Origin of the sequence: Paraburkholderia sp. GAS41, assembly GCF_050436545.1 — a bacterium.
Taxonomy (GTDB): domain Bacteria; phylum Pseudomonadota; class Gammaproteobacteria; order Burkholderiales; family Burkholderiaceae; genus Paraburkholderia.
Window position 1 is genome coordinate 168,549 of sequence record NZ_JBNDMK010000006.1, and the last position, 22,783, is coordinate 191,331.

The window sequence follows — 22,783 nt, forward strand, 5'->3', positions numbered from 1 at the left end:
CGCGCGGAGAACATCCAGTCAGACTCACAAGAGACCGAGGAGCACCCTATGTCGACCCCACGCTTTTTTGTTCCCGAAGCGGCCTGCACGACGCTGTCGTCGCTGCGCATGCCGCTCACGGCCCTCGCCGTCGCGTGCCTCCTCGCCGCCTGTGGCGGCAGCGATGTCACCGCGCCGCCCGCCGCTTCCAACGCCGGTAGCGGTTCGAGCGGCGCCACAACCACCACGACCGGCTCGGGCAGCGGAACAGGCTCCGGCACTGGCTCGGGTTCAAGCTCGGGCGGTGGCACCTCGACCACCGGGTCGAGCGGCACCCCGGGGGCCGTGACGACCGCCGCCAAGGCCGTCAACGACCTCGGCACGACCATCTCGTCGCAAGCGCTTCCCGGTCTGAATTCGCAGGTGACTCAAGGTCTCGGCAATACGGTGTCGGCCTCAGGCGGCACGCTGACGACGCTGGCCAATACCGTCAGCAACGGTATCGGCCAGACCGGCTCGACGGCGAACGCGGTGGGCACGACCGTCGCGGGCCTCGGCTCCGTGGTCTCTTCGACGGGCGGCGTCGTGCAAGGCTTGAGCACCACCGTGGGCGGCCTCGGCAGCGGGCCCCTCGCCCCGCTCGCACCGCTCACGACACCGCTCGCCAGCACGCTCAGCACCGCGGCCAACGCGCTTGGCGTCGGCGGCACGACGCTCGGCAATGCGCTGTCGTCGGCGCCGGTGCAACAGATCACCCAGCCGCTCAGCACGGCCATCACGCCGCTCGTGCAGAGTGCCGGCATCCTGACGCAAACGGTCGGCACCACGACCGGTCTGGGCGTACCGGTCTCCGGCGTGCTGGCGCAAGTCGGCGGCGCACTGGGCTCCGCCAGCTCGACGATCGCCTCGACCACGCAAAATCCGCTCGGCGCCGACGTCGGCAACCTCGTCGGTTCGCTCGGCAATACGGTCACGAACGCCGGCGGCCTCGTCAATCCGAATGGCCCGAACGGCGCCGCGCCGATTCCGGGTCTCATCACCAGCCTGTTTGGCAGCACCACGGCCGTCGTGGCGGGCGGACCGCCGACCGGCGCCGCCGCCAATGGACCGCTCGGACCGTTGAACGCTACGCTGTCGAGCCTTGGCCTCGGCGCCTCGCCGCTTACTTCGGTGACCTCGCTGCTCGGTAGTTCGCCGCTGTCGGCGCTCTCGTCGGCCACTGCCGGCACGCCGCTCGCGTCGCTCACGGGCCTGCTCGGCAGCGTGCCGTTGAGCGCGGTCACTTCGACGCTGGGCAGCGCAACGACCAGTTCGAACCCGCTTTCGGCGCTGAGCGGCGTACTGGGTACGGTTACCGGTGTCGCCAACGGCACGCCGGCCGGCCCGCTACTGGCGCCGGTGACGGGGCTGGTCTCGACCGTCACCACCACGCTCACCTCGACGACCACCTCGTCGAGTACCGCCACGAGCGGCGTGACCACCTTGCTTGGGGGGCTGCTGCCCTCGCAACATAAGTAGTCCGTAAAAATGACCGGGTAAGCAGTGAGAGATCCAAGTGGTAACAGGCAGTTCGCATGACCCACGTGCTCCGTAACCAGCGGAGCACGTGGCGTAACACGCGCAGGCATGGCAGTATGCGCGGAGCCGCACATAAACGTACATGACCAGCCTGGCCGGGCGGCGCGTACGAATGATAAGAACGATATACGAGGGAAAACCGATGAAACTCGGGTACAGCAGATGGACCCTTCTGCTTGCGGCCATGGCCGCGAGCGCAGTACAGGCGCAAACGCGCCCGGTGGTCGGCGGCAACCCTGTAGGGGGCAATCCGCTGGACTCCATCCCGCAAGTCAACGCGCCCGATAAAGGGCCCAACGTCACCCTCCAGGTACAACCGCAGGCGCCGCAGTTGCAGGCCTTGCTGGCGACACACCTGAGCCCGACCCGGTTTCAGGTCGAAGGCGTGAAATCGATTCCCTTCGACGACGTCGCGCAACGCTTCACCCCGCTCGTCGGCAAGGACATCACCATTGCCGACCTGATCCAGGTGGCCGATGGCGTCACCAAGCTGTATCAGGCGCGCGGCTACGCGCTGTCGTTCGCGTTCGTGCCGGCGCAGACTTTCGAGAACGGCGTGGTGCGCGTGACGATCGTCGAGGGCTACGTGTCGGAGGTCAAGATCACCGGCAATCCGGGCAGGGAAGAAGAGAAGATTCGCGCGATCGCCGAGCACATTCGCGCCGACCGGCCGCTGCGACATTCCACCTTCGAGCGCTACATCAACGTGCTGGGCCTCCTGCCGGGCATCAAGGTCGCGGCGAACGTACCGCCGCCGCAGAATACCGACGGCGCGACCACCCTCGAACTCAAGGTCGAGCACAAAGCCGTCAACGTGAGCACCGGTGTCAATTTTAACCAGCCAGGCGTGCAAGGCCTGCTGACCGCGACCGAGAACGGCCTCACCTCGTTGGGCGAGCAACTGAGCGTTTCGGCGTTGCTGCCCAAAGGGCGCGACAACGTTACGTATCTCGCCGCCCACGGCGCGCTGCCGATCGGCAGCGACGGTCTGGTGGCGAAGATCGATGCGTCGCATTATCGCGGCAATCCGGTGGACAATCCCGGCCTGCCCTCGTACGTGGAGCGGACGGTCATCAACGACAAGTTCGGCGGCTCGCTCGCCTACCCGCTCCTTCTGAGCAACAGCCAGAGCCTGCTCGGTACCGTGTCGGCGTATGCGTCGCACGACGAAGACGATTATCACAACCAGATCAACGGCGCGCAGATCGGTCTGCGTTCGCAAGTCCGCGTGATGCAGTTGCAGGCCGATTACACCAACGTGCAGACGGGCCAGGTGCGGAAGGCAAGCGTCAACGTCGCGCAGGCGTTCAATATTCTCGGAGCGTCGAAATCCGGCGACTCGAATATCCCGGGCCTCGTGGAACCCAACCCCGTTTCGCTCACCTTCACGCGCACCGGCGCAAGTTTTTCGCAGACCAACGAGTGGCCGCTCAAGATCGGCACGGCCATCGCCATGACGGGTCAGTACAGCCCGGACTCGCTGCCTACCTCGGAGCAGATTTCGTTTGGCGCGCAGCATTTCGCGCAAGGCTACGAGCCGGGTGAAGCGTCGGGCGATTCGGGCTGGGGCGCATCGGTCGAAGTCAATCGCAGCTTCACGCCGGGCTTCACCTATCTGCAAAGCGTCACACCGTACGTGTCGTTCGACATGGCTCGCGTCTATCTGCATGCGGGCACGCCGTCGCCCTCGAAGCTGTCTTCAGTCTCGTTCGGATTCCGAATTTCCGACTCGAAGTACTACACGCTCGATCTGTCGGTGGGCAAGGCCGTTGGCGATGCGCCGGTGGAAAGCGCGTCGCGCAGCCCGCGGATCAACGCCACCTTTTCGTATCAGTTGAACTGAACAACGCGCCGCGCGGCAGCGGGCACGCGCCGCGCGTTTGATTAGAGGCTCCCCTATCAAACGGGCGACGCAGTTTCACGTATTCTGCGCTGGCCAACGTAGTAAAACATAAGCAATGCGGCATGAAAAGGCGCCAGGTTGCCTGACATGCCCATCACGCCGCGCGACCATGATCGCGCCGACCTTTATCCAGGAGGAAGACAATGAGCCGATTCACCCAAGGTACGCGCGCCATCATGATGCGCACCGCCAGACAGGCCGCGCTCGCAGGCGTTCTGCTCGCCAGCGCCGTTACCGCCATGGCGCAGACCGACAGCCCGGTCGGCACGTGGCAAACCATCGACGATCACACGGGCCAGCCCAAGGCACTCGTCCAGATCACGCAGGACGGCAACGGTGCGCTGGACGGCAAGGTCATCAAGGGCCTCGGTCCGAACGATCAGCCCGACCGCCGCTGCACGGCGTGCACCGACGCGCGCAAGGACCAGCTGATTCTCGGCATGACGATCATCAGCGACATGAAAAAGGACGATGAGGGCTGGGACGGCGGTCAGATTCTCGACCCCGAAAACGGCAAGCTCTACAAGTGCAAGATGCACCTGGAAGAAGGTGGGCAGAAACTGGTGGTGCGTGGGTACATCGGCGTTTCGCTGCTGGGCCGCTCGCAGACGTGGATTCGCCAGCAATAAGCTCTCGGCATCTGCGTAGCTCACTGCACGCGAGGCATGCGCGAATAGCGAAGTGCCCCAGCCAGATAAAAAAACCGGCCGACGATTGACTCGTGCGGCCGGTTTTTCATGCTGACGCGGATTCTGGCGATGAGACTCGTCATGCAGCGTGCTTGTAGGACCCAGGGAAGCCGAATACCGAAGACAACGCCGGCTGGGAAGAAGCCGCGCCAAAGACTGGCGCCTTAGCCGGCGCGGCGGGCGCCGCCGTACGCGCAACCTTCTCTTCCGGGCTGACGTGGATACGCATACGCGCTTCCATCATGCCGCACAACTCGCCGCTCGCTTCACCGAACAGCTGGTCCATCACACGCTTGAGAACGCCCGACTCGTGCCACGCCTTGAAGCGGCGATGGGGTCCACGCTGGCGCGCGGCCCTCTCCTCACGCTCCGCGCTCGTCGGCACGAGTCCGGGCGTTGCGCGGTGGGTTATGGCGTACGTGGTGGCGAGGCTGCTGGGACACCGCTGGGACAATTCAGCGGAGCGCAGATGGCAACGATTACGAGCAGGCCGGATAACACACCGGGGAGCAGATGGCAAGCGAAGGTTCGACGTAAGGGCTTCCCGTCACAGAGCAAGGCGTTTGCCTCGAAGGCCGAGGCAGAGGCATGGGCCAGAGGCATTGAAGCTCAGTACGATCTCGGGCACGCCGTAGACCACCGGGACGCCAGAGACACGATCCTCCGCGATCTGATGCAGCGATACCACGATGATGTGGTGCCTCGTCAGAAGGGTCGAGAGGCTGCGGCCAGCCGCTGCAAGTTCATCATGCGGCAATCGATCACCGCGTACAGCTTGGCGAACCTGACACGCGCGGCGCTGGTGGAGTACCGGGACCACAGGCTGCTGTCGGTCAGCGGCTCGACGGTGCGTAAGGAACTGCTTATGCTGCGCGCGGCCATCGACCACGGTCGGAAAGAGTTGGGGCTGTACTTGGCAGAGAACCCGGTCGCGTTGATCAGGTTGCCGGATGAGAATGAAGCTCGGGAGAGGCGACTAGCGCCGGGTGAGGAGGCAACGTTGTTGACGGAGTGCCGTGCGGCTCGGGCACCCTACCTCGAACACATCGTTGTGCTCGCCATAGAGACGGGCATGAGGCAGTCCGAGATGCTGGCGCTGACGTGGGATCGGATCGACACCGCGCGCCGGGTGGCGTACTTGCCGGTCACTAAGAACGGCTCGCCTCGGGGCATACCACTAACCCACAGGGCCGTCAAGGCCTTGGAAGCGATGCGGGATGCCCGCGTATACAAATGGTCGCGCGAGCCTGCTGGCGGGCCGTTTCTGCACGTCGCAGCGACGGTTGTCCGTCATGCGTTCATGCGCGCCAGAGACAAGGCCGGGATGCCTGACTTGCGGTTCCATGATCTGCGCCATGAGGCAGTTAGTCGCCTGTTCGAGCGCGGGCTGAACGCGATGGAGGTAGCCTCGGTCAGCGGTCATAGGACACTCGGCATGCTACGGCGATACTCGCACCTGTCGATGGATCATTTGCTGGCTAAGCTCGACTAAACAAGTCTGGTCACGCGGGCGGGCTTTTGTCTCGGCGCGTCTCGCCTTGCAACCGCTGGCTCGGCTGACGCCCGCGCGTATCAGATGCAGCATTCGCTATGGCATACTGAAACTGCTGAGTCGTCGGGGCACTGACCGCCTACACCTGCACCCACTAATCATGGAGAACAGGTATGGGAACGATTCAGAAGCGACCGAACGGGTCGTATTCAGCCAAAATTCGCCGCCACGGCTACCCGCCACAATCACGCACTTTCACCACCAAGAAGGACGCTCAACGCTGGCTATCGGACACTGAGTCGGCCATGTCACGCGAATGCTTCGTCGATGCGACCGCCGCACGGCAAACGTTGCTGAAAGATACGCTGGCGCGGTACGCCACAGAAGAGTCGCCTTCTCACAAAGGAGCAGCAGAGGAGATCATCCGACTACAGGCGATGCAGCGCGATCCGATGGCCTCCTACTCGCTCGCAACCGTCAAGCCGCGAATAATCGCGGCATGGCGCGACAGGCGACTGTTAAAGGTGAGCGGCTCGACGGTAAATCGGGAGATGAACTTGCTTCACGCAGTATTCGAGGCCGCGCGGAAGGATTGGGGCATAGCTATGCCTTGCAATCCCGTCGCAGGTGTTCGCCGCCCGCGCTCGAATCCGGCCCGCGAGCGCCGCCTGTCGATTGCCGAGCAGTCAGTGCTGCTCTGCGCATGCCGACAAGCGCGCGTAACATGGCTCGCGCCTATTGTCGAGCTTGCTATCCATACCGGCATGCGGCAGGGCGAGGTGAGGACACTGCTTTGGCAGAACATCGACGCAACAGACTGCGTGGTGACTCTGCCTGCTGCCGCCACAAAAACACTTTCAACGCGCACCGTGCCTCTCAACAAGCGTTGCATGGCTGTGATCGAATCCATACGCGGCTCACGCGTCGGCCCTCTACAGGGGCCAGTATTCCCCGATGTTACCCGCAACGCTTTGAAGCTCGCCTTCAAGAGAGCACGGCAACGTGCGGGCATTGAAGACTTCCGTTTTCACGACACGCGACACGAGGCAACCTCGCGGCTGTTCGAACGCGGTTTTAATGACACAGAAGTGGCAACGATTACCGGGCATAAGACGCGTGCGATGCTCGCCCGATACACGCACTTGCGTGCAAAGGATTTAGTGCGGCGGTTAGACGATCCACCTGCGGGAAGCGAGTCCGAACTCAAGAAATTGATTGACGAGTTACGCCGGATGCTTGGCAAAGGATCGGAGCCACAGGACGAATAAGCGCAGTTGAGGTAGCAGCCTCGTAAGAAGCCGCTACCGCACTGCGCTTAGTAGCCCCAGCCGAATGCGTTCTTCTCAGGCATACCTTGCGGAGCCTGTGAACCATTCGCGCCATAAGCGTGTGACTGCACTGCGTCTGCGATGCGCTTACCGAAGTCCTGCGAGTTCATCGTGACGCCAACGTATGCGCCGTCGCCCTTCGACAGGTACAGGTGCATCAAGCCGCTACCGAGGTACGTGCCGTACTGAACCTTGTAGTCGTTCGGGTCGAAGTTGCTCATGTCGCCGCCTGCCGCCTTCAGGTTCTGCGTGGCGAGGTCGTTGATGTACGAGCGCATGGAGTCCTGATACAGCGCAGAGTTCTGGCTCGACACCGCACCCGGCACCTTGGCAACGTAGTCTTGCCAGCCCTGCCCGTTGCCCCACTTACCCTTGTCCTCGGGCACGAGCGCACCCGGCACCATGTCGGCGTTACCCATGACTTGGGTGTAGGCCGCGCGGGCCGCGTCATCCTGCGACAGGCCGAACGCGCGCATCTTCTGCGCCATCACTGGTGCGATCTGCTGGGCCAGAGCAGTCTTGCTGCCGTCGCTAACATCCCAGCCCGCAAGCGAGCCGATGCGGAACGGGTTCCACCATGCCGTGTCCTGAGACTGGACGTAGTTCAGCGCGTCCTTCGTGTCCTGCGGCGTTGGCGTTGCGAGCCTGCCGCGCTGCCATTGCGTGCGGATCATGTCGAACTGCGCCGGGTCATGGATGTCCGCGCCGCTGTCCAGAATCGCCAGCATGGCGCTCGCGTGGTCTCCGAAGTAGGACTGCACGGCATCGACTCCACCGGGACCGCTGCGGAGCTTCTGAGCCATGTCAACCACATTCATCTGCTGAGGTGTGGCCGCGCCTGCCCCGTCGAAGAAGCTACCGAGTGTGGAGTTGATGTAGCCCGTGAGCATCGGCGGCTGCATGTCCTTGTCGCGGGCGTTCGCACTGGCGTGCTGCCAGAATGTGTTCGCCTGCGGGCTGTCGGCACCGGCCTTCGTCATGTCGATGTACAGACCGTTCAGCGCAGACACCTGTGCGCCTTCGGGGATCGGGATTCCCTTCAGGTCTTCGGGCCGATCTGCCGCCCACTTCGTTTGCACCATCGTCGCGGCTTGGTTGTAGCTCAACTGCTTTTGCTGCGCCTTCAGACCTTGCAGATACTGCGTCCGATTGGTCGCGTCCATCCTCTCCAGAATCTCGCGCTGCTTCTCGGGCGTGAACGGGACCGTCGCGTCGCCCCACTGCGTAGAGTACTGCTGGTTCACTGCGTCCATTGCTTGCAGCGCCGCCGCATGCCCCGCAGGCGTGGACGGATACGTGCCGCCGCCGCGCGTCATGGCGAACTCAAGCGTGGCCGCGTTGTCGAGACTCTGCGCATAGTCAGGATTCTTCGCAGCGGCCTGCGCCTCAAGCAGCGGAATCTTATCGTCCAGATCGGCCCGCAGCATTGGGTCCATCGACTGGTACGCATCGCTCTGCTTCATCGCACGCACGGCCTGCCAGTTACCCATGCTCGCATTCGAGACCGTGATGTCCTTCAGCGCCCGCTGGTACGCCTCGTCGGTCATGTTGTCGGGCTTCTCAAGGTTCGCGTTGTAGTTCGTGTACGCCTGCTGAATGTCGTCGTTGGTTGCGTTCGGATTAGCCGACAGTGTGGCCTGCATAGAGCGCGCCGCACTCGTCCCCATGTTCGTGAAGCCGAGGTAGTTCTGCTCCTGTGTGTACTGCACGTACTGCTGCATGTGCTGGTCGAGCATCTGCGGCAACTGCTCTGCCAGCTTCTGCTGCACCATTGCGTCGGTGAACTGATCGCCGGTTGACTGCACCTGAGACATCTTGTCCACGAGGTACTGGCGCACCTGATCGGGCGAGCGCGAGCGAAGCTGCGGCATCGCCTGCATGAACTGGGTCTGCGCATCGTTCATCGCTGCATTCACGTTGAACATCTGCGCGCCCTGCACCGTTGCGTCGGGACCGTAAATCTTTGTGTACCAAGGCTGGTCGTTCTCGATGTCGATGATCGACTTGCCCTGCGCCGCTTGCGCCATGCCCTCGGCGTACTGCTCCTTCTTCGCGCGGTCGATGTACGGCTGGATCGCGCCCTGCGTCAGCTTGTTAAAGCTGTCGATGCTGATACCCGAGCCGAACACGCCCTGCGAGGACTCAGCGCGCCCGAGCGCCGCGTAGTCCGTGCCGCCCTGCGCGGTACTGCCGCTGGACTGCGAGCCGCCGCTCACACCGCCATTGAAGGTGGTGGAGCTTCCGCCGCCGCTCGCGTCCGTCTGAATGACGGTGCCGCCATCCGAGCCAAGACTGAAATTGATAGCCATTCGTATTCCTTATCGTCTGTTAGTTAGATAGACCATCCTGCCAGCCTGAGCAAGGTCAAGAGGTCCATGTGTTGCTTACACATTTCGAAAATGCGTGGCCCCCGGTAGCTTCCCGAAGTCCGGGTTGTCGATGTGATGGCGGAAGCATTGCACGCTGAGACGCCCTGTCGGGTACTGCCGCGCCATCCATTCGCCGCTTCGGTATTCGATGTATTCGCCCGCTGCTTCCCGCCTGCGCTCGTCATTGCGCGCCAGCCAGCCATCTCGGGACTGCCTCGCAGGCGGTAGCGCGACACACCGGCCTTTGGCATCCGTCTTAAAGCCATCGCGCTTTGTGCAGTCGTAGCAGGACAAGTTATAGACGCGCCGCCGCGTGCCGTCGCAGTTGCTGCACGGCTTACCGTCAAACCATACTTTGCCAGCGATCAGCGCATCAACGCGCGTCGGGTAGATCGTCTGCTCTCGAAGCGCCTGCGCGAATGCATGGTCTGCCCGCGCAGCGTCGCGGTGTGCCCGCGTGAGCTTCGAAGCATACGGCGCGACTTGCCATAGGCCGCGTGCTCGCGCGTTCTTGCTACCGTGCGGCTTCATCGCGTGCCTGTCGCTGGGGCATCTGAAGAAAGCGTTCGCGGCGGCGCTCATCACGACTCCAGCGGCCATACCACCAATCGGACTCGATGACGTGCATACGCGCCATCGCGGGCGCTGTGCTGTGATACTGCATTAGACGCGCCTCACTGCGCCGAGCGCGGCGCTGCATCAGGACAATTGCGCGCTCGATGAACACGCTGCAACCTTGAGCGCGGCCTCAACGCGGGCATGGATCAGTGCGCCGCGTACCGTCTTAAGCACGGCTGTCTGCGTGGTGCCGAGTCGGTTCGCGATGTCGCCTACGCGCTCGGCGCTCAGAAATGCAGTAATGATCTCGCTGCGTTCCTCGGGCGTCAGACTCTCGTACGACACGGCGCGGTGTACGTCAGCCGGGTGGCAGGCAATGCGCTTCGCGGTTTCGCTGAAACGCTCGGCATCGAAGCCGATACGTGCAGCGCGGATTTCTTGTGCGGTTAATTTCTTCATTTGTAGTCCTATGTTATTTGATTGGCGACGCTTCGGCTTCGACACAACCCGGCATGACAGAGGTTAGTTCCGGTAGCCTCGATTGACGTCGCGCACGTTCTTCAGCAGGCAGTCCAGCGGGTCCGAGCGCATCGCCAGAATCTCGGCAGGGATTAGTTCGGAACGGCGTGCGACTGCGGCCAGCAGAACCCGCGACTGGCTCGCCAATGGATGCGTGAACGGACGACCTTCAAAGGTGCCGTGTACGTTGTACTTGTGGAGCGCGTTCGCGTTGCGCCCCTCATCGATCCGTGTGATTTCGCTGATTTCGTAAGCGTCAACCTGTCGCTCAAATTCCGTGCGCCGAATGCTTTCCAGATTCTCGTTGATAAAGCCCAGTTCTGCCTCGGCTGCCCGAAGCACGTCCTTGGAGGCGAGAAGTTTCTCAAGCTGCTCCACAAGGGGCTTTGCTTCGAAAATTACCGCCGACAATTCTTGCATGCGAGAACGGGCATCTTCCGAAGTCATCGGAAGTGCGAATTTGTTATCTTGCTTCTTTGCCATGTTGAATTCCTGTTGGTCTGTGAGTTGGTGGGAGCCGTGGTACGCCCACGGCGGGCGTGCTAATGGGTGTGCGTTAAGCGCCCGTACAGCGTACGCACCTGCACAGCGGTGTCTCGCCCTCTGGACGAGGTTGGCCGAACTGCTGACGCCGGAATACGCGCGCGTGGTATTCGGCGCGTTGCTCTGCCATGCGGACCGCCAGAACGGTCGAATACTTGCGGGCCTCGCGCTTCTCAGAATCGGTCAGCAGTTCGAGTCCCGCCACGATCTGCTCGCGTGTTAGTTCGGACATAGCTGATTACCAGCGGCCATTCGGCACGAACGTAGCCGATGCCTTCGCGTCTGCTGGCGCGTTGCTACCGAGGCTGGCGTGAATCGCCGTACCGGCCACATAACCCACGGTCGCCTTCGCCATGCTGTTCGCACGCCCTGCCTCGTTCAGCAAGTGCAAAGCAAGTTCCGGGTACTTCTGGAGTGCTTCCACGTCTGTCTGCGAGCGCGGGCGGATACCCGCGACCTGCACGTAATGCACCGGGTCAACGTCGTATCGAACACTGCTGCCGTCACCGGCCATCAACGCTGCGGGCATGTAGCCTGCGAAGATTGCGTCCTGCGTCTCCTTGTCATAGACGACTGCCGCGCCTGTCGAGCCAATGCGATTGCTTTGCTTCACGCCGCCACCGCTGCCGGGAAGTCGTCCGTTGAACTTGCTCGGTGCTGCTTCTCCGTTAGCGCCTGTGCGGACGATGTATGCGCCACCTGCCATAATTTGTACTCCTTAGTGTGTGAGTTGCCGCGATGATGCGGCGGGTGCCGTGCTCGAAGGCGCACGGCGGGCCTGTTGAATCTGGTGCTGCTCAGTCAGTTCGCGCAGGCGCTTCGAGGCGCATAGCGGCCTTCTCGCGGGCGCGCTGCTTGCGCGTGGCGTAGGTCGGTAAACTGCCGGTAAGCTGCTCTACTACTTCCCGCCAGATGCACACGCCGCCGCGTGAGGCTCGCTTCGTGAGCGACTCGTAATAGGCGCGTGCGGTGGCGTTGTGCTCCAGTGGATGTGCAATGGTTTTCATACTGTGCTCCATAGGACGCCACTGTGGGCGTCAGTTATCGAGATCAAGGGTGAATGCTGCTTCGGCCTCGCGAGCCTCTTGGATGCGCTGCATGTGCTCTGGCGAGCGGATCATTGCGGGTCCGCCGAGGCGGCGCTGGCTGGCCGCATTCCACGAGCGATCTAGGTCGGCTCGCTGGCGGGACAGCATGACCGCAATAGGTTCGCGTTTGCGTCGGTGGTCACGGCTCATTGTTCGGTATCCTGATTAAGATAGACGTGCTTATGAGCAGTGAGGAAAGCGATAGCTCGCAGCAGCGTTGCTTCTTGACCGGGCGTAATGTTGGCTGCGTTGATTGGCTCGATGGCGGGTGCGTCAGGTTCTCCGCCAGATGCTAGGTAGATCTCGTACTCAGCCTCCATTACTTCGGCCCACATAGGGGCAGCGAGCTTGCCGGTGATGGCAACCATAAGGTTCTTGCACTCGAAGGTAATCTCAGCGCCCTTGTTCGCCAGCATCAGCCCGAATTTGTGCTCCGCGTCTGCATCCTCATTCAGATGGTCGGCTGCGCTCTTGTTGCTTCCGCTGATCTGCCACTCCACGCCGACCAACGATTCGCCTGCCATGACTCCGGCTTGCCGTAGTGCGGGCAGCAGTCGGCGTACGTTGTCTGCCCGCTTCCCGTTCAGTGTTGCGTACCAGTGGCAAAGCTTGTCGAATCCGGGAGTCACGCCCCGGCGTTTGTTGCGGAACTCCAGACAGAACGCCGCGAAAGCTCGGGCCTCTGGCCGCAGTCCACTCAAGACTGACTCCCGGCGCAACATCTTCTCGCTAACGTGGCCCGCTACGGATAGTCCCGCCTTGGCTGCGTCGGCTGCGGGGAGTACCTCCCCGGTCGCGAGGTTGACGTAACTGACGGCTTCTCGTACCTGATAGCGGGTGACGGTCTTGCCGTTCAATCTCAGCGGCTTGGCGAGGCGTCTCCGCTTCTGCACTGTCTCGAATACAGCCCACTCGTCCGTGGACTCGATACGCTCGCAGGTGGTGATAAGGTCGGCCAGACACCGGCCATTCTTGTAAAGGGTGCTGCTCGGATGCTGCATTGTTCGATCCTTAGTTAGCGTTGGGTCACTGGCTGGCGCACGGTCTATGTCATCTTATAGAGTATGCTGCAAGCTGTTGATTTAAAAGGAAAACACCCCTCAGAAAGTGAGGGAAATCCTACGGTCTGCCGGTTCATTCCGGGTCGATCTACCGCCGGGGGCGTTGGAGCGCATGGCTCTTTCGTACGCCCTCGGGGATTTAATGACATGCGGGTACAGGTCGCCTGCCCGCGCTCCTGCGCCGACTTCCACGCGACTGACAAAGCACGGTTCTGTGCCTTGTAAGTCACGCGTAATTGGACTCCCACTGGCGTACTTGCCGAGCGCGATCAGGCCCGGCTTCGAACCGACACGTTTATGTGTGTCTGGAGAGTTGTCCAAAATGGGATTCACTGCCCGCTTACGGATCGGGCAGAAAGCAAAAAGCCCGCACTGTGGCGGGCCTCGTCTGCTGCAATGTGGTGGCGGTGACTCGCCGCTCGATCAATGGGCGTGCGTCACGCTCCCTGCCACATACCGGCTGTCCAGCATGTATTCGCCTGCGGCCTCAGCGCGGATAAGCGCTTCCCCCGCTCGGATCGCGTCACCACGCTCGCCGCTTGCATGTGCCCGCGCCTGCCACGCCTCCGCACCCGCCCATGCAGCCCGGACAGCGCGGAGCGCCTTCTCGCTGTCGCTGGTCTTCACCGCCCACGGCGCGCACTGGAGAATCCAGCCTTCGGTATCGGCCACGGTCCCGGCCTCGGCCAGTGCCTCGTATCCGGCCTCACCAGCGTCCGCAAGCTCGGTAGCCCGATCCTCATAACCGATGTAGAACGAGAGCCGCGCGTGCTCGTTATTCCACTCCGGGTAGACGTTCGCAATGATGTCGGCCCACACAACGGCGCAATGCTCCGCCATGCTCGTCGGCCCCCACAGAAACTCCGGACGCTTCCGGCAGTGCTGCCAATCCGTCTCGGCGTAGAACACGCCTTCGTTGTATGCCTCGTCGTGGAGATCAGTGCCGTCGATGTCGGCGGCGGTGCGGTTAGCTTCGATGTTCAGTGCGATGTTCTGGCTCATGATGGTCTGCGATAATGTGCAGGCGCGCTGGCCCGCGTGTTGGATGGTTGCCCGGTCTATCCGCCAAGACTGAACCGGGTTGCTACGGTGTGCGGCGCCAGCGCCTACTCTGCTGTCGCGTCTCCTTTGGCCTCGGCAATGGCCCGCTTGACGGCTGCTGTAGAGATGCCGAAGTGTTCGGCTGTCTGGCTGATCGAAGCGCCGTGTTCGGCCCGCCACTCTCTGACCTCTGCATAGTCGGCCTTGCGCTTGCGTCCTACGTTCGCGTAGCTGCCACCTTCCTTGGCGATAGCGATACCGCGTGCCTGCATCTCGCGCCGGTTCAGGTAGTCCGCTTCGCCCTGCGCTGCCATGAAGGCCAGCACTGCATCCCGCGTGGCCTTGCTGATCGCATCCTTAGCTGCGCCGTCGAAGGCCATGCCGTTCAGCGTGCATTCGACGCGGACACCGCGCTTCATCAGTCGCTGCATCGTCTCGTGTAATTCGTCATAGCGGCGGCTGATCCGGTCAAGCCAGCGGACCACCAGCACGCCACCCTTGCGCAGATCGCGCTCAACGTGCGGCCATTGCTCGCGGTCGAGCGGTGCGACGTGATAGCCGCTCACGCCTTCATCAATGAACGTGTCCTCGCGTTCGATACCCTGTGCCTCGGCGTCCGCGTACTGGCTGGCCGATGTCTGACCGTCCGTAGTGCTGATTCGCCCGTAATAAATGCGCTTCATGTCGTCCCCGCTGTTGGCTCGAATTTGTTACTAGATCGAATTACAGCATGGATCGAATTGGCGGTCAACTATTTCGATCCAAGTTTATTGCAGCCTGCACTTAGCTCGATACTGTGTACCTATTCGAGCCATCGTTGCAGGCTTTGCGCCGGGCGAAGGCAGGCGAGCGGCTACTACCGCTGCTGTCCTGCGCCTATGCGTTGCCGTGTCCGAGGTGTCGGCGGCCCGCCGTAGGACCATTGCACCGCCTTGCTGCACAGGCCGGACCATCGACCGGGCACCGTGGCCCACTCCGCTGGCTGGAAAGATGCGCGCGGGCGCGCCTACGGGGGCGTGTGAGCGCGCGTGGGTGGCGTAAGTGCCCGCAAATAGATGTGACAAAATACAGTCCACCTCAGCACACAAAAACAGCCATGAGCGAACCCACAGCAGACAACGACAAAGCCAAGCCAGCGAAGCGCGCTGGGCTGCCGCCTATGTTCGGCCCTATCGAGGATGGGAACCGTACATGGGTCCGTGTCGGCGAAATCGACTACGAACTGATGGGATACCTGCTGTCCTGTCATCTCATCATCGAGCACTACATGGACGCGTTCCTTAAAGCACACCATCCCGGCCTCGAATGGGAAGACGCACGGCTGACGTTCGGCCAGCGCGTGGCGCTGCTTTCTTCGTGGACGATACCGAAGCCGTTCAATCCGGTAGAAGCGATCAAACACCTGAACAGCCTGCGTAACCGGCTAGGCCATCGCGTAGATTACCGGCTAACCGACGAGGACATGTTGCCGTTCAAGCACTTCCTGCAACGCATAAGGGAGCACGTGAACGCGCGGGACAATTCATCGGACCAACATGAGCCGAAGGTCGCTGAGATGTCACCACATGAAGTGCTCGAACGGTTCACTTCAATGGCCGCGGTCGCCTTTGCAGGGGCGGTATCGGGTCGTGATTCCATCAGCGGTGTAACGAAGTAGGACCGCGAATAGGTGCAGCGAAATTGGGTCCGGGTACAATTACCATTAGCCCAGCAACCCGTTCAGGCGCTTAAAAATGACTCTGCGATTTAGTGAACGCATGGGAATCAACCCGCTGCCGGAAGCGCTGAAACCTGACGCGATGCCCGACGAGTTGCGGAGTTCTCTTTGGAACGTGTTCGATAGTTGGCGGAAACGTCAACCTGAAGATCAAGTCTTGCGCGCAATCTGGGCAGAGTTCTGGAAGCGTCCGGTTGACACAATTCCAGTCACCCGTGGATACGGCAGCCCTCACTACGGTGATGCATGGCGTACCGTCCGTGACCATTTCTTTCGCACAGAGTGGCACGGCGTCTATGACTTGCTGGACTTTCTCATTGCGACACTCTATCAAGGCGCACAACTGGGGCGCGCTGTTGATCGAGTACTGGCCGGGGAACTGGCCGCGTACCGCGTCGTGAACAATCAGATAGTCCCGGTCACCTCCGAGCAGGAAGTGCAAGCGCTCCAGGAGGCGCTGTCTGACAAAGGCAAATTCGGCCCCGTCAGCGAACACCTAGCGACCGCCCTTGCACACCTAAGCAGCCGCCACAACCCCGACTATCGCAATTCCATAAAGGAATCGATCTCAGCCGTCGAGTCGATGGCCAAGATCGTCAGCGGGAAAGACAAGGCCGAACTCGGAGAAGCCTTGATCGCGCTGGAAAAGGTGGGCAAATTGCATGGGGCTCTGCGAAGGGGATACACGGCATTGTATGGTTACACGAGCGACGCGAACGGCATTCGTCACGCGTTGATGGATGAGCAGAACCTCACCGCCGACGAAGCGAAGTATTTCCTCATCGCCTGCACTGCGTTCGTGAACTATCTCAAAACCCTCGTATAAAACAGCCCCTCATCGTGAGCAGCGTTATGCATTGGATCATCGACAACAAGCAATGGCTTTTTGATGGAATTGGCGGTGCGTTCGTAATTGCAGTCATTGGCTGGATCGGAAGCGCCCTATTCAGGCGCTCTGAGCATGGCGGCCAGCGGCAACGAGGCGGTGACAAGTCGATCAATGTACAAGCCGGTCGCGATGTCAAAATCGGTGACATTCATAAACAGAAAGATTGACCAGCCTATGCTTAACAACGAACAAAACCAGCAAGGCGGCGACAACGCGATGAACGTGCAGGCGGGCCGTGACGTGGTTGTGCAAGGCATCACGTACACAGAAGCACGTCAAATTGCAACAGATGTCTACCGCGCCAACGCTCTGGAAATGCAGGGGCTTGCAAAGCAGGTGGCCACCGAGCGCGCCGAGCATTTGATAGACCAGTTCCTCAACAAATTGCAGGCGAAGGGGGTGCCGAACATCTCCGAAGCCGCAAGCCCTGACTTCCAGCACATCCTATTCGAGGCTCAGAAAGCCTTTGCACGCGCTGGCGACGACGCAACGGAGGCCGTATTGGTCGATCTGCTCGTTCAGCGAGCTACAGAGTCTGATCGGAACATACGGCAAGTGGTCTTGAACGAGGCAGTTATCGCTGTTGCTCGGCTTACGCCGCAACAGATCGATTTGCTATCGCTTATCTTTCTCCTGCGCCACTGCGCTACGCCGGGGCTGACGTTGCGAATGCAAATCATTGGTCCGCTTCTCATGGCGGCTCAATTCACAACGGCGATACCGGAAGGAGATGCCGTCCTCTCGTATCTAGTCTACGCTGGCGTCGCGCAGCATACGTTAGCCCCGACGTCCATGCAAACGATCTTAAAAGGCGAGTACCCGGGCCTGCTTTCACGTGGTTTCGAGAAACCCGTCTTCGATACGCTAATTGCGGCAGAGCCAGAAGTAGAAAAGATGCTAGTGCCCTCAGAAGCCAACCCCGAGCTTGTGCAGGTGCGAGGGCAAAGTGAACCTGCCGTGAACAGCTTGTGCGAACAACTTGGCATCTCCGAACATGCCCGCTTCAATCTGGGACGCAAGCTCCAGGAACGCCCGCTGGCGGATAACGACATCGAAGCTCTCTTCGCCCCTACGAGCGAAGCGGTGAAGACACTATTCCACACGTGGAATAAATCTTCGGTGCAGCACTATGTATTAACGTCTGTTGGACAGGCGATTGGTCACGCAAACGCCGTCAGGCGTCGCCTCGTGACCGCTGATCTTGGCGTGTGGATCAAATAGTGCCTCGTCGGTTGGACTCCTTGACTATGGCACAATAATGGCGCAGGTCGGTGGGTGCGGTTGATGCACTGGAGGCTGGCGCTACTCGGGACACTGGGACAGCGCTGGGACAACCGGCCTCACAAAGCGGTCGTTCACCTAGGCGAGCGGCCTTACTAGAAGCGGTGTCTTTGATGTTGCCACGCCTTGAAGCGGCGATGGCAGGTTTGATACGAGGGGTATTTACGCGGCATGGCGGACCAGGTTGCGCCGCTATACATCACCCACAGCACGCCATTGAGCACGGAGCGCGTGTTGGCGAGCGGGCGGCCGCGCAATTCCGAACGCGGACGCAGTTCGGGGAGCAACGGTGCGACACGTTGCCATTCTTCATCATTGATATCACGGTACGGGGTCATGGATTTCTCCTTCGTCAAAATCTATGACTAAGAAGATATCGGCTTGCCCCTGGACCGAATATAAGACCAATCTGAATCTTGAAAATGCGACTGGAGCCGCCGGGGATTGCCCGGCAGACCACCATCTATCGCAAAAGAACGCGGCACCGAGGCAAAGGTAGGCCGCGCCCGCCCCTTGAGAAGCGCTCAGGAGGCGTCACCGTGCCTCCCGGTGCCTCTGCGCCTCTGGCCGCTACGGCTCACTCAGGTCAGCGACGTATCGACGATCCGGCGTGGCGCGTCGAGGTATTCTTTCGATTGCATTTCGACAATGCGCGAAACCGTGCGGGCAAATTCGTTGGCCATCGGGCCATCGGTATACAACTGCTCGGGCGGCACGGCCGCGGACATCAGCAGCTTGACCTTATGGTCATAGAACACGTCGATCAGCCAGGTAAAGCGCCGCGCTTCCGAGGCCATCCGCGCGCTCATCTGCGGCACGCCCGACAGCACCACCGCGTGAAAGCGGCTCGCCAGTTCCAGATAATCGTTCTGCGAGCGCGGGCCGCCGCACAGCGTCGCGAAGTCGAACCAGACCACGCCGTCGGCCTTGCGCAGCGCTTTCAGCTCGCGCTTTTCGATGCGCAGGATCGGACTCTCGTCGGGCACCGCGGCAAGGCTGCCGAAGGCTGCGCGCAGCGCCTTGTCCGAGGCGGCGTCGAGCGGTGTGTGATACACCTCGACCTGGGCCAGCGTGCGCTGCCGGTAGTCGATGCCCGCGTCGACGTTGATCACGTCGAGCTTGGCCTTGATCAGTTCGATCGCCGGCAGCATGCGGTCGCGATGCAAGCCGTCCGGGTAGAGCGTATCGGGGTCGTAGTTGGACGTCATCACGAACTGCACGCCGTTCTCGAACATCTTGTCGAGCAGGCGGTAAAGAATCATCGCGTCCGCGATATCGGAGACGTGGAATTCGTCAAAGCAGATCAGCCGGTAACGCTTGGCGATGCGCCGCGCGAGTTCGTCCAGCGGATCGGCCTGGCCTTTCAGTTCTTCGAGCTCACGATGTACTTCGCGCATGAACTCGTGAAAATGCAGACGCGTCTTGCGATACAGCGGCGCCACCGTAAAGAAGCTGTCCATCAGGAAGCTCTTGCCGCGCCCCACCCCACCCCACATGTACACGCCGCGGGGCAGGTCCGGATGGATCAGCAGCTTTTTGAACGCATTCGAGCGGCGCGATTTGTATTCGCTCCACTCCTCGAAGCACCGCTGCAGACGGTCGACCGCCGCGCGTTGCGCCGGGTCCGATTGATAACCCCGCGTCTGCAGTTCTTTTTCGTAGTATTCGGTGACGTTCATTTTCTGGCTGCAAAAAAGAAGGCGGGAGGGAGTGAACCCGCCCGCCTTCGTCGTCAAGCTAAGCTGTTGCGATCTGTCAGGCGTGCGCGGCGATTACATGTTCAGCGCGCGCTTGTCCACGGCGAGTGCCGCTTCGCGCATGACTTCGGACAACGACGGGTGCGGATGGCAGATCCGGCCGATGTCTTCCGACGCCGCCTTGAATTCCATCGCCACCACGGCTTCCGCGATCAGGTCCGACGCGTTGGCCGAAATGATGTGCACGCCGAGCAGTTCGTCGGTCTTCGCGTCGGCGATCATCTTGACGAAACCATCCGCCTTGTTGATGCCGAGCGCACGGCCGTTGGCCATGAACGGGAACTGGCCCGTCTTGATCTCGCGGCCTTCTGCCTTCAGTTGCTGTTCCGTCTTGCCGACCCATGCGATTTCCGGTTCGGTGTAGATCACCCACGGCACGCAGTTGTAGTCGATGTGCGGCTTCTGACCGTCGATGATTTCAGCGACCAGCACGCCTTCGTCTTCCGCCTTATGCGCGAGCATCGGGCCGCGCACCACGTCGCCGATCGCGTACACGTTCGGCACGGCGGTGGCGCAGTGATCGTCCACGTCGATGAAACCACGCTCGTTGGCCTTCAGGCCGATCGCTTCCAGACCGAGGTTGTCGGTGTTCGGCACGCGGCCGATCGACACGATCAGGCGGTCCGCTTCCAGCTTCTGCGCGTTGCCGTCCTTGTCCGTGTAGTTCAGCGTGACGCTGCTGTCAGTCGTCGTCACTTCGCCGACCTTCACGCCCACGTGAATATCGAGACCTTGCTTCTTGAACTGCTTGGCGGCTTCTTTCGCCAGCGCCTGGTCAGCCGCGCCGAGGAATTCCGGCAGCGCTTCGAGCACCGTGACGTCGGCGCCAAGACGGCGCCACACCGAGCCCAGTTCCAGACCGATCACACCGGCGCCGATCACGGCCAGCTTCTTCGGCACGGAGTCGAAGCTCAACGCGCCTTCGTTGTCGGCGACGATCTTGTTGTCGACCGGAATGTTGGGCAGGTGACGTGCCTTCGAACCGGTAGCGATGATCACGTTCTTTGCCGTGACCGTTTCCGTTTCGCCTTCGCCGCTCACTTCGATCTGCACGCCGGCGTCCGTCTTGCCAGTGAACTTGCCGTGGCCTTTGAGCCACGTGATCTTGTTCTTGCGGAACAGGAATTCGATGCCCTTGGTCATCTTCTCGACGATGCTTTCCTTGCGGGCCAGCATCTTCGAAATATCGACCGACACGTTTTCCACGCTGATGCCGTGGTCGGCCAGGTGATGCGATGCGTTTTCGAATTCTTCCGACGACGCCAGCAGCGCCTTCGACGGAATGCAACCCACATTGAGGCAAGTGCCGCCGAGCTTCAGCGTGCCCGCCGGGTTCTTCCATTTCTCGATACAGGCGACCGACTTGCCGAGCTGCGCAGCGCGGATGGCTGCGATGTAGCCGCCGGGACCGGCACCGATCACGACGACGTCAAATTCTTTGGACATGACAATCCTTTTGATGACGGGACAACGCGCGGCCACGCTTCGTGGCGCACATTGTTCCAGTACTGCGGAGTGCTAGATATACGTGCTGCCTGGGTACTGTGGCTTGCGCTGTGCTGCTTTACCTATATGGCGCCGGCCGATGCGATCACAAGCGTGATCGCCAGCCGGCGCCCATACCGTACGGCGCTTACAGATCCAGCAACAGGCGCGCCGGGTCTTCCAGCGCATCCTTCATGGCAACCAGCGACAGCACCGCTTCGCGACCGTCGATGATCCGGTGGTCGTACGACAGCGCCAGGTAGTTCATCGGGCGGATCACGATCTGGCCGTTTTCGACCACAGCGCGTTCCTTGGTGGCGTGCACGCCCAGAATCGCCGATTGCGGCGGGTTGATAATCGGCGTCGACAGCATCGAGCCGAACACACCGCCATTCGAGATCGAGAACGTACCACCCGTCATTTCTTCGATCGACAGCTTGCCGTCCTTCGCCTTCTGGCCGAATTCGGCAATCTTCTTTTCGATGTCGGCGAGGCTCAGCTGATCGGCGTTGCGCAGGATCGGCACCACCAGGCCACGCGGCGAACCGACCGCGATACCGATGTCGAAGTAGCCGTGATAGACGATGTCGTTACCGTCGATCGACGCGTTCACCAGCGGGAACTTCTTCAGCGCGTGGACCGCAGCCTTGACGAAGAACGACATGAAGCCGAGCTTCACGCCATGTTCCTTCTCGAAGCGGTCTTTGTACTTGTTGCGCAGGTCCATCACCGGCGCCATGTTCACTTCGTTGAACGTCGTGAGAATGGCGTTGGTTTGCTGCGACTCGAGCAGACGCTCGGCAATACGTGCGCGCAGACGCGACATCGGCACGCGTTGTTCCGGGCGATCCTTGAGCCATGCGTCGGCGGAAACCGGTGCCTTGACGTCCGGCAGCGACGGCTTGGCCGCCTTCGGTGCGGGAGCCGGAGCCGCCTTGGCGGCCGGCGCCGGAGCGGCACCCGCGGTCAGCACGTCACCCTTGGTGATGCGGCCGTCGCGGCCCGAGCCGGCGACGTCGCCCGAACCCAGGTTCTTTTCCGCCATCAGCTTGGCGGCGGCCGGGGAAGCGGCCGTGCTTGCACCCGTTGCGGATGCAGCCTGAGCAGCAGGCGCTGCTGCCGGTGCGGGAGCCGCAACCGGAGCCGGCTTCACTTCTGCTTCGACGGCAGCGGCGCCCGCCGTGCCTTCCGTGTCGATCTTCGCGATCACCTGGTCAGCGGTGACAGTGTCGCCGTCGTTGGCGATCACTTGCGCGAGCACGCCAGCCGAGGGGGCCGGCACTTCCAGCACGACCTTGTCGGTCTCGATTTCGATGAGGATCTCGTCTTGCGCGACAGCCTCGCCGGGTTTCTTCTTCCACTGCAGCATAGTGGCTTCCGAAACCGACTCCGAAAGCTGGGGAACTTTGACTTCAACAATAGCCATTGTGATTATCCTGAATACGTATCTGGTAACAACGAACCGTCTGCAAACCGTGTATGAACCGTCAGACGCGGCGCGGGAAA

The 22,783-nt window shown here is 61.4% G+C and carries 25 protein-coding genes; 9 read left to right on the forward strand and 16 right to left on the reverse strand.

Features of this window, described 5'->3' with window-relative positions; genetic code table 11:
• Positions 1-48 precede the first annotated feature (48 nt).
• The 3 genes from P3T43_RS11610 (at position 49) to P3T43_RS11620 (ending at position 4,089) form a co-directional block, all read left to right on the forward strand.
• Positions 49-1,497, forward strand: coding sequence for a collagen-like triple helix repeat-containing protein (locus tag P3T43_RS11610; protein WP_429281181.1), 1,449 nt, complete (start codon positions 49-51; stop codon positions 1,495-1,497).
• A gap of 202 nt (positions 1,498-1,699) precedes the next feature.
• Complete coding sequence (locus tag P3T43_RS11615; protein ID WP_429281182.1) at positions 1,700-3,400, forward strand: ShlB/FhaC/HecB family hemolysin secretion/activation protein; 1,701 nt, start codon at positions 1,700-1,702, stop codon at positions 3,398-3,400.
• 203 nt (positions 3,401-3,603) lie between these two features.
• Positions 3,604-4,089 carry a DUF2147 domain-containing protein gene (locus P3T43_RS11620; protein WP_429281183.1) on the forward strand — a complete coding sequence of 162 codons (486 nt, stop codon included), beginning with the start codon at positions 3,604-3,606 and terminating at the stop codon, positions 4,087-4,089.
• A 139-nt stretch (positions 4,090-4,228) separates the two neighbouring features.
• Here P3T43_RS11620 and P3T43_RS11625 read toward each other — a convergent pair whose 3' ends face one another.
• Complete coding sequence (locus P3T43_RS11625) at positions 4,229-4,534, reverse strand: hypothetical protein (protein ID WP_429281184.1); 306 nt, start codon at positions 4,532-4,534, stop codon at positions 4,229-4,231.
• An 84-nt stretch (positions 4,535-4,618) separates the two neighbouring features.
• On the opposite strand from P3T43_RS11625, the gene P3T43_RS11630 reads away from it, so the two are divergent.
• A complete protein-coding gene (locus P3T43_RS11630) occupies positions 4,619-5,641 on the forward strand; it encodes a site-specific integrase (protein ID WP_429281185.1) in 1,023 nt (340 codons plus the stop codon).
• A 173-nt stretch (positions 5,642-5,814) separates the two neighbouring features.
• Complete coding sequence (locus P3T43_RS11635) at positions 5,815-6,909, forward strand: tyrosine-type recombinase/integrase (protein WP_429281186.1); 1,095 nt, start codon at positions 5,815-5,817, stop codon at positions 6,907-6,909.
• 47 nt (positions 6,910-6,956) lie between these two features.
• On the opposite strand, the gene P3T43_RS11640 is transcribed toward P3T43_RS11635, so the two are convergent.
• The 11 genes from P3T43_RS11640 to P3T43_RS11690 all read right to left on the reverse strand — a co-directional run bounded on the left by P3T43_RS11640 (position 6,957) and on the right by P3T43_RS11690 (position 14,831).
• On the reverse strand, positions 6,957-9,278 hold the full coding sequence (locus P3T43_RS11640; protein WP_429281187.1) for a hypothetical protein: 2,322 nt from the start codon (positions 9,276-9,278) through the stop codon (positions 6,957-6,959).
• Between the two features lie 75 nt (positions 9,279-9,353).
• Positions 9,354-9,920 carry a hypothetical protein gene (locus P3T43_RS11645; RefSeq protein ID WP_429281188.1) on the reverse strand — a complete coding sequence of 189 codons (567 nt, stop codon included), beginning with the start codon at positions 9,918-9,920 and terminating at the stop codon, positions 9,354-9,356.
• Positions 9,921-10,037: 117 nt separating this feature from the next.
• On the reverse strand, positions 10,038-10,355 hold the full coding sequence (locus tag P3T43_RS11650) for a hypothetical protein (protein ID WP_429281189.1): 318 nt from the start codon (positions 10,353-10,355) through the stop codon (positions 10,038-10,040).
• A 63-nt stretch (positions 10,356-10,418) separates the two neighbouring features.
• A complete protein-coding gene (locus tag P3T43_RS11655) occupies positions 10,419-10,898 on the reverse strand; it encodes a hypothetical protein (RefSeq protein ID WP_429281190.1) in 480 nt (159 codons plus the stop codon).
• A gap of 73 nt (positions 10,899-10,971) precedes the next feature.
• Entirely contained in the window at positions 10,972-11,190 is a 219-nt protein-coding gene (locus P3T43_RS11660; protein WP_429281191.1) for a hypothetical protein, read from the reverse strand.
• 6 nt (positions 11,191-11,196) lie between these two features.
• On the reverse strand, positions 11,197-11,664 hold the full coding sequence (locus P3T43_RS11665; protein ID WP_429281192.1) for a hypothetical protein: 468 nt from the start codon (positions 11,662-11,664) through the stop codon (positions 11,197-11,199).
• Between the two features lie 91 nt (positions 11,665-11,755).
• The gene (locus tag P3T43_RS11670) at positions 11,756-11,965 is read right to left on the reverse strand and encodes a hypothetical protein (protein WP_429281193.1); all 210 of its coding nucleotides are present in this window, start codon (positions 11,963-11,965) and stop codon (positions 11,756-11,758) included.
• 30 nt (positions 11,966-11,995) lie between these two features.
• Positions 11,996-12,196 carry a hypothetical protein gene (locus P3T43_RS11675; RefSeq protein WP_429281194.1) on the reverse strand — a complete coding sequence of 67 codons (201 nt, stop codon included), beginning with the start codon at positions 12,194-12,196 and terminating at the stop codon, positions 11,996-11,998.
• Positions 12,193-13,047 (reverse strand): hypothetical protein, encoded by an 855-nt coding sequence (locus P3T43_RS11680; protein WP_429281195.1) that lies wholly within the window; start codon positions 13,045-13,047, stop codon positions 12,193-12,195. The genes P3T43_RS11675 and P3T43_RS11680 overlap by 4 nt, the downstream gene beginning before the upstream one ends.
• 483 nt (positions 13,048-13,530) lie before the next feature.
• Positions 13,531-14,109 (reverse strand): hypothetical protein, encoded by a 579-nt coding sequence (locus tag P3T43_RS11685; RefSeq protein ID WP_429281196.1) that lies wholly within the window; start codon positions 14,107-14,109, stop codon positions 13,531-13,533.
• A 104-nt stretch (positions 14,110-14,213) separates the two neighbouring features.
• Positions 14,214-14,831, reverse strand: coding sequence for a recombinase family protein (locus tag P3T43_RS11690; RefSeq protein WP_429281197.1), 618 nt, complete (start codon positions 14,829-14,831; stop codon positions 14,214-14,216).
• A gap of 413 nt (positions 14,832-15,244) precedes the next feature.
• On the opposite strand from P3T43_RS11690, the gene P3T43_RS11695 reads away from it, so the two are divergent.
• The 4 genes from P3T43_RS11695 (at position 15,245) to P3T43_RS11710 (ending at position 17,975) form a co-directional block, all read left to right on the forward strand.
• Positions 15,245-15,805 carry a hypothetical protein gene (locus P3T43_RS11695; protein WP_429281198.1) on the forward strand — a complete coding sequence of 187 codons (561 nt, stop codon included), beginning with the start codon at positions 15,245-15,247 and terminating at the stop codon, positions 15,803-15,805.
• Positions 15,806-15,881: 76 nt separating this feature from the next.
• On the forward strand, positions 15,882-16,691 hold the full coding sequence (locus P3T43_RS11700) for an AbiJ-NTD4 domain-containing protein (RefSeq protein WP_429281199.1): 810 nt from the start codon (positions 15,882-15,884) through the stop codon (positions 16,689-16,691).
• Between the two features lie 26 nt (positions 16,692-16,717).
• Positions 16,718-16,921, forward strand: a complete 204-nt coding sequence (locus tag P3T43_RS11705) for a hypothetical protein (RefSeq protein WP_429281200.1) — start codon at positions 16,718-16,720, stop codon at positions 16,919-16,921.
• A gap of 7 nt (positions 16,922-16,928) precedes the next feature.
• On the forward strand, positions 16,929-17,975 hold the full coding sequence (locus tag P3T43_RS11710; RefSeq protein WP_429281201.1) for an LPO_1073/Vpar_1526 family protein: 1,047 nt from the start codon (positions 16,929-16,931) through the stop codon (positions 17,973-17,975).
• A 155-nt stretch (positions 17,976-18,130) separates the two neighbouring features.
• Here the strand turns inward: P3T43_RS11710 and P3T43_RS11715 are convergent, their stop codons facing one another.
• The 4 genes from P3T43_RS11715 to odhB form a co-directional block, all read right to left on the reverse strand.
• Positions 18,131-18,373 carry a transposase gene (locus P3T43_RS11715; protein WP_429281202.1) on the reverse strand — a complete coding sequence of 81 codons (243 nt, stop codon included), beginning with the start codon at positions 18,371-18,373 and terminating at the stop codon, positions 18,131-18,133.
• A gap of 243 nt (positions 18,374-18,616) precedes the next feature.
• A complete protein-coding gene (gene zapE, locus P3T43_RS11720) occupies positions 18,617-19,714 on the reverse strand; it encodes a cell division protein ZapE (RefSeq protein WP_429281203.1) in 1,098 nt (365 codons plus the stop codon).
• 93 nt (positions 19,715-19,807) lie between these two features.
• Positions 19,808-21,238, reverse strand: coding sequence for a dihydrolipoyl dehydrogenase (lpdA, locus tag P3T43_RS11725; RefSeq protein ID WP_429281204.1), 1,431 nt, complete (start codon positions 21,236-21,238; stop codon positions 19,808-19,810).
• A gap of 187 nt (positions 21,239-21,425) precedes the next feature.
• The gene (gene odhB / locus P3T43_RS11730) at positions 21,426-22,703 is read right to left on the reverse strand and encodes a 2-oxoglutarate dehydrogenase complex dihydrolipoyllysine-residue succinyltransferase (RefSeq protein ID WP_429281205.1); all 1,278 of its coding nucleotides are present in this window, start codon (positions 22,701-22,703) and stop codon (positions 21,426-21,428) included.
• Positions 22,704-22,783: the final 80 nt, after the last annotated feature.